This window comes from Mycobacterium sp. 1081908.1, assembly GCF_001673535.1.
GTDB lineage: Bacteria > Actinomycetota > Actinomycetes > Mycobacteriales > Mycobacteriaceae > Mycobacterium.
Map to the genome: position 1 here is coordinate 1 of NZ_LZLY01000158.1, position 13,159 is coordinate 13,159.

Sequence of the window (13,159 nt, forward strand, 5' to 3'; positions counted from 1 at the left end):
GAAGAACGGGACCCCGTTGGCGACGCTCGGCACCGGGACACCGGCCAAGTGAAAGTTCTGGTAACCGGTAGCGCGGGATTCATCAACGGATACGTGGTCGACGAGCTGCTGCGTGCCGGCCATGAGGTCGTCGGCATCGACAACTACTCGAAGTACGGCAAGGTCAAGAAGAGCTACGACGATCACCCGCGCTACCACTTCGTCGAGGGCGATGTCAAAGACCTGGATCTGATGTTCCAACTCGTCGAGGGCTGCGATCAGATGGTGGCGAGCGCGGCCCGGATCGGCGGCATCACCTATTTCCACGAGTACGCCTACGACCTGCTGGCCGAGAACGAACGCCTCGCCGCCGCGCATTTCGATACCGCCATCTACGCCTATCGCAAAGGCTGGCTCAAGAAGATCAACGTGATCAGCTCGTCGATGGTGTTCGAAAACGCCACCATTTTCCCGACGCCGGAAAAGCACATCACCGAATGCCCGCCGCCGACAAGCACTTACGGCTTTCAAAAGCTGGCCTGCGAGTATTTCGCACACGGCGCCTACGAGCAGTACGGCCTGCCGTACACGATCATCCGCCCCTTCAACTGCGTGGGGACCGGCGAACAGCGGGCGCTCGGTGGCCGCGAAATCCCAAGCGGCAATGTCAAACTCGCTATGAGCCACGTCGTGCCGGACCTAATCCAGAAGGTCGCCAAGGGTCAGGACCCGTTGCACATCCTGGGCGACGGCACCCAGGTCCGGCACTACACCTACGGCGGCGACCTGGCCCGGGGCATCCGCACCTGCATGGAGCACCCGGCCGCGCTGAACGGGGACTTCAACCTCTCGACGCCCGAAGCCACCACGGTGTTGGAGCTGGCGGAAGTGATCTGGAAGAAGATGCGTCCCGACACCCCGTTCCGGTACGAGAGCGATCCGCCGTTCGAGCATGACGTTCAGTTGCGCTCGCCCGATGTCCACAAGGCATCCGAGGTGCTCGGCTTCGAGGCGGCCACCACTCTCGATTCGATGCTCGACGAGGTCATCCCCTGGGTCGTCAACGCCGTCGAGGGCGGGACGATCTGACGTGCCCCGTTTGTCACCTGAACGCCATGCGCATCGCGGGTAAACCCGACGTTCAACAGCTCTACCGCAATCGGTTCGGTCACGCCCTGGAGTCGCGGTCGGCCATCTGGGCGGTGCTGGTCCAGGACTTTTTCCAGGCGTGGATCCGGCGCAGCGACACGGTGGTCGACCTTGGCTGTGGCTACGGGGAGTTCCTGAACCACGTGCACGCCGCGCGCCGGATCGGCGTCGATGTGAACCCGGACAGCGCGGGCATGCTGGACCCCGGGGTCGAGTTTCACCAGGGTCGAGCCGACGACCTCGACTTTCTCCCGGAGGGATCGGTAGACGTCGTCTTCACCAGCAACCTGCTGGAACACCTGCGAAGCAAGGAACAAGTCGAGCGGACCATCGCCGCGGCCCGCCGGGTGCTCAAGCCGGGCGGGCATCTCATCGCGATGGGGCCGAACATCCGCTTCGTCCCCGGCGACTATTGGGATTTCTGGGATCACATCGTGCCGATCAGCGATCGCTCGCTGACCGAGCTGCTGGCGTCCTGCGACTTCGAGATCGCCGAAAGCTACGACAGGTTCTTGCCGTACACGTCGTCTTCGCCGTTGCCGCAGGCGCCGATTCTGGTGCGCCTGTTTCTGCGCTCCCGGCCGGCGTGGCGAATCCTGGGCAAGCAGTTCGTAATTCGCGCCCGCAAGCCGGCGCCCGACGGCGGCGATCAGCGTTTGGCGAGTGTGGTCATCCCGGTCTACAACGAGGGCGAAAACATTCAGGTGTGCGTCAGGCGGCTCACCGAGGCGCTGGCGGACACCCCGCACGAACTGCTCGTCTGCTACGACTTCGACGAGGACAGCACGCTGCCGGCGCTGGACGCCATGCCCGACCGGCCCGAAAGCGTGCGGCTGGTTCGCAACTCGCTCGGTAAGGGTGTGGCGAACGCGTTGATCGCCGGCTTCGCGGCCGCGCGCGGCGACGTGGTCGTCACCAGCATGGCCGACCTGTCGGATCCGCCGTCCGTAATTCCGTTGATGGTGGCCAAGATTCGCGAAGAGGGCGCCGATGTGGTCAGCGGGTCGCGGTACATGCCCGGCGGCACGCAGCGCGGCGGGCCCCGGTTGAAGACGCTGATGTCGCGGACCGCGGGGCTCAGCCTGCATTACGTGGGCCGCCTACCGACGCACGACGCGACCACGAACTTCCGCGCCTACAGCCGCCGCTTCCTCCAGGAGGTTCCGGTGGAGAGTGGGCGCGGCTTCGAGGTGGGGCTCGAGCTCACGACCAAGGCGCACCTGCTCGGCTATCGGATCGACGAAGTCCCCAGCAGCTGGGATGACCGAACCGCGGGCACCAGCAAGTTCGATCTGGTCGGCTGGTTGCCCGCGTACCTGCACTGGTACGGATTGGCCATGCGGCGCCCGCTTTTGCAGTGGACGGGCGGCGGGATGGCGTCACTGGCAGCGGTTCGACTGCTACGGCGGCACGGAAAGGCCCGAGCGTGAAAGCGAGTTCGGCCGAGGTAACGGAGGCCACCGAGTCGGCCGGCGCCTCCGGCGATGCACCGGCGGGACGGAAAACCACGATCGCCTTGCTGGCAGCGGTCGCCTGTACGGTGTTGGGCGCCAAGCTCGTCACCATCTCGGCCCTCGCGTCGCCGATGCCCTTCTTCGACCAATGGGACGGCGAGGCGGCGTTTCTTTATTCGCCGTACCTGAAGGGCACGCTTTCGGTCGCGAATCTCTTCGCCCCGCACAACGAACACCGGATCTTCGTCTTTCGCCTGCTCGCGCTGCTGCACCTCGAGCTGGCCGGCGAGTGGAACACGCGGCTCGAAATGATTTTCGGCGCGATCGTGCACACCGCGGCGATCACCTGGCTCGCGGCGCTGCTGATGCGCCTGGTGACGGTGCGACGACGCTTGCTGCTCGCATGCTTCACGGCAATCCTGTTTGCGCTTCCGATCGGTTACGAGAACACGCTGTCGGGTTTTCAGAGCCAGGTGTACCTCGCGCTGTTCTTCGGCATCGCGGCTCTGGTCGCCTTCGCCTCCGCGCGGCCGTTCTCGGCGCGCTGGTTTTGCGGGGCGGCCGCGGCGGTGCTCAGCTACTTCTCGTTCGCGACCGGGGTGGCCACCGTTCTCGCGGCCGGCGCGATCGTGAGCGTGCAGTTGGCGACCAACGCCAGGAAGCGGGGCGGTCGCGAGTTCGCCGGCGTTGCCGTGCTCGCGGCGATCGCCGTGGCGATGATCGTGTGGGCAACATCGTCCGCGCGTCCGATGAGCACCACCCCGTGGACGTTTATCCAGGGCCTGCTGCTGGTCGGCGGCCAGTCGATCGTCGGATTGGTTCCGATGGTCTGGTTCTGTCTGTACACGCTGAAGCGCCGCCCGGTCATCTCCGATCGGGCCTGGGTCGCTGTCGCGATCAGCGGCTGGCTCTGCATCCAGCTCGTGCTTCTCGCGTACGGCCGCGGCGCCTCCGTCGCGGTGCGGTATCTCGACATCGTCCTGTTCGTCTATCCCGTGGCGCTCATGGCGATGCTCTCGCTCCTGGACGGGGCTCGGGTCGCGCGGTTCGGCCGATACGCGAAGCCGGCCGTCGTCACCTGGGTGTTCGCCGTCACCACCGGTGTCGGGGCACTGGGCTGGGTGTCGGTGGTCGGTGCCATCGGGTGGGGCGAATCGGCACACCAACAGGAGGTCGACGTCCAGACCTACCTCGCCACCCGAAATGCCCTCGATCTCAAGGGAAATGGCGGGCACCGCCACATGTTCGACCTCACCTATCCATCTCCCCAGCGGCTGGCCACGCTGCTGGGCGACCCCGACATCAGGGCGATCCTGCCGCACGAATTCCGGCCCGCCGACGCCCGCAACGACGCGGCCCGCGGCCACATGTGGCTCAAAGGCTCGCTGGCCGGTGGCACCGCGACCGCGGTCCGTCTCACACTCGCGGCCGGCCCGGCACTGCTGGCACTGGGGGTGAGCCTATTCTTCGCGGTCGCAGCACGACGGGGGCTGCCGAGCAGGTGATTTCGGCTTCGGTGGCCATCGCGATGGCGACCCACAAGCCGGCCAGTAACGTACTATCCCTACGACCTTGTCATGGAGACGATCATCATCCAACGGACGAACACCGCCCGCACGCATTGCAGTGGGATCGATTCGCAAAACGAGGCAAACAGGAGCTGAATATGCCCGCATCGCCAACTACGACAATGGAATGTCGATTGTGCGGCGAACCCGCCGCCGTCGAGTTTCTCAACCTTGGACAGCAACCGCTCGCGAATAAATACCCCACGGAAGCTCAATTTGCCGCGGAGGAATTCTTTCCGTTGCAGGTGTTCTTCTGCCCGACGTGCAAGAACGTCCAACTCGGCACGGTCATCTCGCGCGAGAGGATGTTCGAGGACTACTACTATCTCTCCTCGGTCAACCGCGCCCTCGTGAGCCATTTCGAGGACCTGGCCCAAAAACTCTCGTCGGCAAATTTTGTGGTCGATGTCGGCTCCAACGACGGGGTGCTGCTGCGGCCGCTGCAGAAGTTGGGCGTCAAAGCGCTCGGCGTCGAGCCATCGATCAACGTGTCGAAGATCGCCAACGACGAGGGCCTCGAAACGATGACGGCCTTCTTCGACATGGCGGCCGCCGAGGCGATCGAAGCGTCCCATGGAAAGGCCGACGTCATCGTCGCCAGCAGCGTCTTCACCCACCTCGAGGACCCGAGCGGATTCATCGAGACCGTGAAGCGACTGCTCACCGATGACGGCACGTTCATCGTCGAGGTCGAATACATCGGATCCATTTTGGCCACGACGCAGTTCGAGCGGTTCTATCTGGACCGGATTTTCTACTACTCCCTCACATCGCTCGCGAAGTTGTTCGCCGCGCACGGCATGTTCATCGCCGACGTGCGCGAGATCACGCCGCACGGCGGCTCATTGCAGGTGTTCGTGCAACGAGAGGGCCGGCAAACCCCCTCCGATGCAACGGTCCGATTCCTCGCGCGCGAGGAGGAGGATTTGACGCTGGACACCTTGAACGAGTTCCGGCGCAACGTGGACATTCAGATGGCCGCGTTCAAAGATCGCCTGGCGGAATACCGGCAAGCCGGTCTGCAGATCGCCGGTTACGGTTCGCCGGCGCGGGTGGCGACGATCTGCAACTACGGCAAGATCGGGCCCAGCGAAATCCCGTTCACCGTCGACGACAGCCCCCTGAAGCAGAACAAGTTCACCCCGGGCACGCACATCCCGATCGTCCCCAAGAGCCACCTGGACGAACACAAGCCCGACGTGCTCGTCGTCTTCGCATACGAATACATCGAGGACATCAAGAAGAAGACCGACGGCGCGTACCGCTACTTGAAGCCCATCCCTCCCACAGATCTCACCTAGCAGAAGGTTCCTTGTATGCCTGAACATTTCATCGTCCGCCGCGACACCGAGGCGATCATCCAGGGGCTCGGTGCCGACGCCCATCGCTTGTCGGGAAAAACCGTACTGCTAAGTGGCGGTGCGGGTTTCCTCGGCAAGCACTTTCTCCGGGTGTTCAAGCGGCTCAACGACACAATCCTCGAAGAGCCCGTGCGGGTGCTCTCGGTCGACAACTTCATCACCGGCGACCCCAGCACCGCCGAGCGCGACGAGAACATCGCCGAGGTGTGGGCCGACGTCACCTATCCGCTGCCCGTGCGCGAAGACATCCATTTCATCATGCACGCGGCCGGGCTGGCCTCGCCGGTCTATTACATGAAGTATCCGCTCGAAACCATCGAGAGCGCCGTGTCGGGCATCGAGAATTTGCTCAACCTGGGACGCAAAAACCCAGGGCTGGAAGGTTTCCTGTTCTTCAGTTCGAGCGAAATCTACGGCGACCCCGATCCCCGCTTCGTCCCTACCCCCGAGACGTACCACGGTCACGTCTCGAGCGTCGGCCCCCGGGCGTGCTACGACGAGTCCAAACGACTGGCGGAAACGATCGCGACGGTCTATCACCAGAAGTACGACCTACCGGTGACGATCGTCCGACCGTTCAACGTGTTCGGGCCCGGGATGAAGCACAACGATCGCCGCGTCGTTCCCATGTTCACCTACCAGGCGCTGAACGGCGAGGCGATTCCGGTGCACGGGGACGGGCTGCAGACGCGGACGTTCTGCTACATCACGGACGCGATCACCGGGTTTTTGAAGGTCCTGCTCAGGGGTCACCCCGGCGAGCCCTACAACATCGGCAACGCCGCGAACGAAATCTCGATGCTCAACCTGGCCGAACTGTACGGAAAGCTCGTCCCGGGCTCGACATTTCAGCGCATCGACTACCCCGACTCCTACCCGGCCGGCGAGCCCCAGCGGCGCTGCCCGGACCTCACCAAAGCCCACGAGCAGCTGGACTATCAGCCGCAGGTGGACGTGGAAGACGGGCTCGCGCGATTCGTCGACTGGGCCAAAGACCAGCCGTCTTACCGGAAGGGCGCATGCGAGTCGCCGTAGTCGGCCGCGGAAAATGGGGCACCAACATCGTCCGCACGCTGGCGACGATGCGCGACGTGGAGGTGATCGACGAGTCGAAGAATCTCGATCTCATTCTCCGGCAGCAGCCCGATGGGGTTCTGATCGCGACACCGTCGGCGACTCACGCGGAAGTCGCGGTCCCGTTCATCGAGGCGGGCGTGCCGACGTTCGTCGAAAAGCCGATGGCGACCACGGTCGCCGACGCGATCCGCGTCCGCGAGGCGGCGTCGCGTTCCGGCGCCCCCGTTGTGGTGGGGCACGTGCAGTTGCACAACCCGGCGTTTCAAGCCGCGAAGAAACTTCTGCCCGAAGTCGGCATCGTGCGGGCCGTGTTCTGGGAGGGGATGAATCACCAGCGGCGAACCGACTCGTCGGTGTTGTGGGACTGGCTTCCGCACGGTCTTTCCATGGCGCAGGCGCTGTTTGGGGCAAATCCCGCGGTCGCGCAGGCCTGGGGCGTCGGCGAACCGTCGCGGTTCGATGCGGCGATCGCCAGGTTCGTGGTCGACGGCGTCCCGTTCTTCGCGAACGCCAGCTGGATCTCGCCGGTGAAGCGTCACCGCATGACAATCGTCGGCGCGCAGAACGCGCTCACCTTCGACGACACCGCCGACCGCAAGCTTTCGCTGCACGATTCCGGAGGTACGTCGCACCCCGCCTATGGCGAAGAACCGCCCCTGACGGGCGAACTTCGGGCGTTCATCGGCGCGTTGGGTGCGGGAACGCTGGACACGACTGGGCTTGAAAGCGAAGTTGCGATCGTCCGGGCGATCGCTGCCGCGGAAGAATCCGCTCGGAATGATGGTCGACTGGTAATGATCGAACACCGGAGATCGTGACTGCAGTGAGGTGATGTGCACGGGATGCCGTGCGCACCGAGGCCAAGGCACTGGATTGAGCACCAAACCGGTTGGACCATCAAGGAATTCGTCCGCACCGCACGCCGCTACCGGACGGTCAGATCGGTGCAGGACGACTGACCCGCACCGCCGCGACCATGGTTACAGCTCTGCTGCCCAGGGCTGGTAAGCACCCGTAGCCGAGCCATGAACGAGGATGGGAGGCTCGGAATGAATGCAGGTTATTTCGTCAAGGTTCTTCTTATCAACCGCCGCCCAAAGCATGGTCGTCCAATCCGCGGTCATCATTGGCCGATGATTCTTGTACCATGCGTAAAGTCTTTGGGCGAATTTCGCGTTTATGTAGTAAGCACAGCCGGTGTTGTTCGTGAGCTCCGGGAGAAGAAAGACAGTGGTATCCTCGAAGCCTTCGATATTGAGCTGCTTGCAGCCATATTTTTCCTCAAAGCACCACGCGTTGAGTATTTGATGCCTGTCACAGCCTGCCGCTAGATCAATGTAGAACGGCTTCTCATCGCGCCCGTCTTCCTTGAGCCACGCAGTCAAATTGATGAGCTTGGCAGTGGAATCTTCACGAAAAACAGTGTCACTTTCCATGACGATGCCGGAGCCGCGTCCCTCGGCGACTCTCTTCCAACATTCAGCATGTCCGGTCATGACATCCTGCTCGATGGTTATCGGCCTTTTATACTTGATCATTTCTATAAACTTCGTCAGGCGGATATTCATTTTTCGCGCCTGTCCGTTCGGCGCGGGTGTGCTTCGTTCGACCTCCGCAAACAGCCGAGCAGCGTCTCTCGCCCTCTTCAATCGGTTGCTCAAGGTGTTGGGCACCAAGTTCTCTTTCCGTCCACGCTCCTCGGGACCGATGAGCTCGAGCGCACAAGGCCCTGCGGCCGATTGAAAGGCTTTAGTGAGACCTTCGGCTCGAGGAACCAGGTAATTCAGCCGTTCCCGTTCCTCGTTGTGAATAATCAATATTTTCAAGGACATCCGACCCCATCCGCGCGATACCAGCCCGCCGTGGCCCGGATGCCGGCTTTCGGGGCTTTGGCACCCATCCCGCCTCGCGCCAAGCCGAAACATCCACCAGCTTGCGTGGTGTCCCATCCGGTTTCTTTGGATCCCAGGACGTTTCACCGGTGCAACTTACCGGTGCCACGACCATAGCGGTGACCCCCTGACGCTTGTCCGGCGTCGCATCGTCGCAGCGGTCTCATTCCGTGCTGTTTGCTACGGCGCCGGGGTCACCGTCGCTTCATTGTAGACGTCGAGGGCTCGGCGGCGGGTGGTTACCGTCGGTCGTCTTCGTGTGGAGCATGCTCATCATGATGACCGATAGCAAGCGATGGCCGGTCGCGGACAAGGACGGTGTCGGGGTCTACCCGCAGCTCGTGGATGCCGCGCAGCCTCACCTGTGCCGAGCCACGCTTGCAACCCTGATGTCGTTCGTATCGGCAAGTTGCCCGCGAGCATGTACGGTGTACCGCCATGTTCATTGTTAGGCGAAGGCCGACCACCCTGTTCAACCGGCCCTGCTTCGCCCAGGATGGCGAAGATCAAGTCTTGACCAGCCTTTTGTTCCCAAGTGAAGAGAAAGGCTTCTACGTCGACGTGGGCGCCCACCATCCGATGCGTTTCTCTAATACATATTTGCTGTACCGCAAGGGCTGGCGGGGCGTGAACATAGACGCCGCGCCGGGCTCTATGCGCCTGTTCAGGAAGTACCGGCCGCGAGACATCAACATCGAATCCGGTGTCGGACTGGTCCCCGGCACCATCCCGTTCTACGTGTTCAGCGATCCCGCCGTGAATTCGTTCGACCAGGAACTCTCCAAATCCCGTGACGCCGAAGGCCCTCACCGAATCAAGGAAGTCGTTGACGTTCAGGTGTCGCCGCTCAGCGATCTGATACGCGACCACCTACCGCCGCCCGGCATGGACTATCCATCGGTTCTGAACGTCGATGTCGAGGGCCTTGACTTGGAAGTGCTGCAATCCAACGACTGGACAGCGTTCCGTCCACGGTACGTGCTGGCTGAGACGTTTAATTTGACGATCGACGAAGCGGTCGAATGCCCAGTCTCGGTGTTCATGGCGTCGGTGGGCTACCGATACATGGCGAAAACAGTGAACACGTCGTTCTATCAGGATAGCCAGGCGTCCCCGCCCAAGCCGTGGTGAGGTGGATAACGAAGTCATCAGCCTAAACTTCGTCTGAAGTGCCGCCGGCCGCGAATCGTTCTCACAGGCAACCCTGAGTTGCTTTGGGACGCAGCGAAACGAGCCTGGCAAGCCCGCAAAGGCTCCCCCTGGCAGGCGTCGGCCGGACAGCTCCTCACAGCGGAAACCGATTGCTGAAGGGGCTTTGGGTGTGAAGGGTTAGAGCGGGGTGGACCCATCGACCTGCTCCACCGCGGCCAGCGCAAACCGGACAGCTACAACCGCAAACGCGCCGTCAGTGCTCCCAAACTGCGAAGCGGGAGTGGGGCTTCCGCAACTGCCAGCTCATTTGATGCCAATCGCGCATGGAGCTCGCGCGCTTGCGGCAATATGGGCGGCGACCGTTCGGGACACAAGGGGGTCATCTTGAAGGTTTCGGTCATCGGATGTGGCTACGTTGGCCTCGTTACGGGCGCGTGCCTCGCCGACAGCGGCAACGACGTCGTCTGCGTGGATATCGATCAGGCCAAGATCGACCTGCTGCTCGCCGGAGGGGTGCCGATCTTCGAGCCCGGCCTGACGGAGCTGATCGCCCGGAACCGGGAGAGCGGGTTGATCGACTTCACGACCGACACGCGCCGCGGGGTCGAGCACGGCGACGTGATATTCATCGCCGTCGCGACGCCCATGAGCGAAACCGGCGAGGCCGATCTCTCCTACGTCTATTCCGTGGCGGATGACATCGGGTCGTACCTGGATCGCTACAAGGTCGTGGTCGACAAGTCGACCGTCCCGGTCGGCACGTCCGACGAGGTTCGAGCGATCATCGCCAAAAAGGCCAAGCACGAATTCGACATCGTCTCCAACCCCGAGTTCCTCAAAGAGGGCACCGCGATCGCCGACTTCATGAAGCCCGACCGCGTGGTGATCGGCGGCGACTCGAAACGCGCCCTCGAGATCATGCGCGAGGTCTACGAGCCGTATCTGCGCACCTTCAATCCCTTGATCACCATGGACATCAGAAGCGCCGAGATGACCAAATACGCGGCCAACTGCTTCCTCGCGACCAAGATTTCGTTCATCAACGAGATCTCGAACCTGTGCGAGAAGGCCGGCGCCGACATTTCGGCAGTGCGGGAGGCGATCGGTGCGGACCGGCGCATTCGGTACGAATTCCTGTTTCCCGGGGTCGGCTACGGCGGCTCGTGCTTGCCGAAAGACGTTCGGGCGCTTATCCACACCGGCGCCAGCCTGGGCGCGGACATGGGCCTGCTGCGCGCGGTCGACGGCGTGAACCGCGGGCAAAAAGCCACCCTGGTCTCGAAAATCGTCGCCCATTTCGGCGGCCAGTCGCCGGCGACGAGCCTGGAGGGCCTGCGCTTCGCGCTCTGGGGCCTGAGCTTCAAGCCCCAGACCGACGACATGCGCGAGGCGCCGTCCATCGTGATCGCCAGCAAGCTGGTCGAACTCGGGGCGACCGTGCGCGCCTTCGACCCCGAAGCGACCGAGCAGGCAAAAAAGGCGCTCGGCGATTCGATCGAATACGCCGGCAACATGTACGAGGCCGCCGAGGACGCCGACGCGCTGCTGCTGGTCACCGAGTGGAAACAGTTCCAGCGGCCGTCGTGGCCGCGCCTCAAGTCGGTGATGCGAGGCTACGTCGTGTTCGACGGCCGCAACATCTACGACCCAAAGCGCCTGCGGGCCGAGGGCTTTGAGTACTACGGCATGGGCCGGAACTAAAAACTTAGGAGGATCGATGAGAGCCCTCGTCGCCGGCGCCGCCGGCTTCCTGGGATCCCACCTCTGTGATCGTCTTCGCCGCGACGGCTTCGAAGTTCTCGGGCTGGACAGCTTCGCCACGGGCACGCGCGAGAACATCAGGCACCTCGAGGATGACCCGGGCTTCGATTTCTTCGAGCACGACATCACCCGGCCGCTAGACGCGAGGGCGGCGGGCGCCCTGGATGTCATCTTCAACATGGCCTGCCCCGCATCGCCGCTCACCTACCAGCGCGACCCCCTCTTCACCCTCGAGACCAACTACGTCGGGGTGCGCAACCTGCTCGAACTGGCGCGCGGGAAGGGCGCGACGATGCTCCAGTCCTCGACCAGCGAGGTCTACGGGGACCCGATGATCCATCCCCAGCCCGAGGGTTACTGGGGCAACGTCAACTGCTTCGGCGTACGCAGCTGCTACGAAGAGGGCAAGCGGGTCGCGGAGACGCTGATGCTCGAGTACGCGCGTTGCTACGGCGTACGAATCAAGGTCGTCCGCATCTTCAACACCTACGGCCCGCGGATGGATCCCGAAGACGGCCGGATCATCTCCACCTTCATCGTCCAGGCGCTCCGGGGCGAACCGATCACGATTTTCGGCGACGGCACCCAGACCCGTTGCTTCTGCTACGTCGACGACCTGGTGGACGGGCTGGTGCGAATGGCAGCGAGCGACCCCTCGTTCACCGGGCCGGTCAACCTCGGCAGTCCGGCCGAACTCACCGTGCTGGAGGTCGCGAGCATCATCAAGGAGATGACCGGATCCGCCTCGGAGACCGTGTTTCTGGCCGTGCGGCCGGACGACCCGCGCAGGCGCAAGCCGGACATCGGCCTGGCCGAGTCCAGGCTCGGCTGGCGTCCACGATTCTCGTTCGAACAGGGGGGCGCGCGGACGATCGAGTTTTTCAAGGGCGCGTTGGGCTACTCCTCGAGCTGATAGAACACCGTGTTGGCGGTCTTCGCGATAACGTCGTATCCGACGGATGCCATGAAGGACGACACGGGTCCCTGGATCGCCTCCTCCATGGTCATGCCGACGGATTCCGCGAGGACATAGGTCGGTCGAAAGGTCGACCAATCGTTGGATTTGAGGGCCTCTAGGTCCCGGCCTTCGACGTCGACCGTCAAGAAGGACGGCATATTTTCGCTGGGCAGGCGACCGCGCAGCGCTTCGCTGAGCGGCGACACGCGAACATCGATGACCTTCGTGATCTTCCAAGGGGCGACATTGCGGCTCTCCGCCAGCTCTCGATCGAACGAATTGAGTGCCGGCTCGTTGAACACGTAAAACGGAATCGTGGCCGTCTCAAGCCCGATGCCGGCCTCGATGTTCGTATCACGCGATCGATACTTGTCGAACAGACGCATGGAGCCGGGCATGGCGTCGATGTTCACACCGCGCCATCCGCGGCGGTAGAACAGGAAGGTGTTGGAGAACCGGATTGGGTGGTGGGCGCCGACATCGACGTAAAAGCCCTTCGGCGCCGACGCCAACAGTCTGTCGAGGATCCGGTCCTCGCCTTCCTGGGAGTAGGAGCGCACACCCTTGGCCAAGCTCGCCTTGTCCACCCTGTCGCGTATCGCCGTTATCGACGAACGCAATGGCCGCCTCAGTGATCCAAATTTGTCTGTCATGGTGCGTCGGAGCCTACCGGGGACATCCCTGACAACGGGGTTCTGCCGGTGGCGTCAGGTTTCTTGCGCCGGTCCACGCTTGCGGCCGCAGGGATCTTGTGAGCGGCTGGGCTTTCCAGTTGGTAAGCAACGTGCGGTCTTGACGGCCTCTCGGC

The 13,159-nt window shown here is 63.1% G+C and carries 11 protein-coding genes and 1 pseudogene; 9 read left to right on the forward strand and 3 right to left on the reverse strand.

What is annotated here, in order from left to right; translation table 11 throughout:
- The 6 genes from A5655_RS25545 to A5655_RS25570 form a co-directional block, all read left to right on the forward strand.
- A partial coding sequence (locus tag A5655_RS25545; protein WP_231999273.1) for an NAD(P)-dependent oxidoreductase occupies positions 1-1,068 on the forward strand: 1,068 nt, incomplete at its 5' end.
- Between the two features lie 26 nt (positions 1,069-1,094).
- Positions 1,095-2,558 carry a glycosyltransferase gene (locus tag A5655_RS25550; RefSeq protein WP_067015457.1) on the forward strand — a complete coding sequence of 488 codons (1,464 nt, stop codon included), beginning with the start codon at positions 1,095-1,097 and terminating at the stop codon, positions 2,556-2,558.
- Positions 2,555-4,087 carry a hypothetical protein gene (locus A5655_RS25555; RefSeq protein WP_067015459.1) on the forward strand — a complete coding sequence of 511 codons (1,533 nt, stop codon included), beginning with the start codon at positions 2,555-2,557 and terminating at the stop codon, positions 4,085-4,087. Before A5655_RS25550 ends, A5655_RS25555 begins: the two co-directional genes overlap by 4 nt.
- Before the next feature lie 11 nt (positions 4,088-4,098).
- Positions 4,099-5,451 carry a class I SAM-dependent methyltransferase gene (locus tag A5655_RS25560; RefSeq protein ID WP_197508798.1) on the forward strand — a complete coding sequence of 451 codons (1,353 nt, stop codon included), beginning with the start codon at positions 4,099-4,101 and terminating at the stop codon, positions 5,449-5,451.
- Between the two features lie 15 nt (positions 5,452-5,466).
- On the forward strand, positions 5,467-6,546 hold the full coding sequence (locus A5655_RS25565; protein WP_067015464.1) for an NAD-dependent epimerase/dehydratase family protein: 1,080 nt from the start codon (positions 5,467-5,469) through the stop codon (positions 6,544-6,546).
- A 47-nt stretch (positions 6,547-6,593) separates the two neighbouring features.
- Positions 6,594-7,406: a Gfo/Idh/MocA family protein gene (locus tag A5655_RS25570; RefSeq protein ID WP_197508799.1), complete on the forward strand. Its 813-nt coding sequence runs from the start codon at positions 6,594-6,596 to the stop codon at positions 7,404-7,406.
- A 162-nt stretch (positions 7,407-7,568) separates the two neighbouring features.
- Here A5655_RS25570 and A5655_RS25575 read toward each other — a convergent pair whose 3' ends face one another.
- Both A5655_RS25575 and A5655_RS29055 read right to left on the reverse strand, forming a co-directional pair.
- Entirely contained in the window at positions 7,569-8,420 is an 852-nt protein-coding gene (locus tag A5655_RS25575) for a hypothetical protein (RefSeq protein ID WP_156765037.1), read from the reverse strand.
- Positions 8,411-8,574, reverse strand: a pseudogene (locus tag A5655_RS29055) (GDP-L-fucose synthase); the annotation flags it as partial. The pseudogene A5655_RS29055 and the gene A5655_RS25575, both read right to left, overlap by 10 nt.
- Positions 8,575-8,918: 344 nt before the next feature.
- On the opposite strand from A5655_RS29055, the gene A5655_RS25580 reads away from it, so the two are divergent.
- The 3 genes from A5655_RS25580 (at position 8,919) to A5655_RS25590 (ending at position 12,306) form a co-directional block, all read left to right on the forward strand.
- The gene (locus tag A5655_RS25580) at positions 8,919-9,611 is read left to right on the forward strand and encodes an FkbM family methyltransferase (RefSeq protein ID WP_067015473.1); all 693 of its coding nucleotides are present in this window, start codon (positions 8,919-8,921) and stop codon (positions 9,609-9,611) included.
- Positions 9,612-10,016: 405 nt separating this feature from the next.
- Positions 10,017-11,333, forward strand: a complete 1,317-nt coding sequence (locus tag A5655_RS25585; RefSeq protein WP_067015624.1) for a UDP-glucose/GDP-mannose dehydrogenase family protein — start codon at positions 10,017-10,019, stop codon at positions 11,331-11,333.
- Positions 11,334-11,349: 16 nt separating this feature from the next.
- Positions 11,350-12,306, forward strand: coding sequence for a UDP-glucuronic acid decarboxylase family protein (locus A5655_RS25590; RefSeq protein ID WP_067015476.1), 957 nt, complete (start codon positions 11,350-11,352; stop codon positions 12,304-12,306).
- On the opposite strand, the gene A5655_RS25595 is transcribed toward A5655_RS25590, so the two are convergent.
- Complete coding sequence (locus A5655_RS25595) at positions 12,291-12,938, reverse strand: FkbM family methyltransferase (RefSeq protein ID WP_197508801.1); 648 nt, start codon at positions 12,936-12,938, stop codon at positions 12,291-12,293. The genes A5655_RS25590 and A5655_RS25595 overlap by 16 nt on opposite strands.
- Positions 12,939-13,159 lie beyond the last annotated feature (221 nt).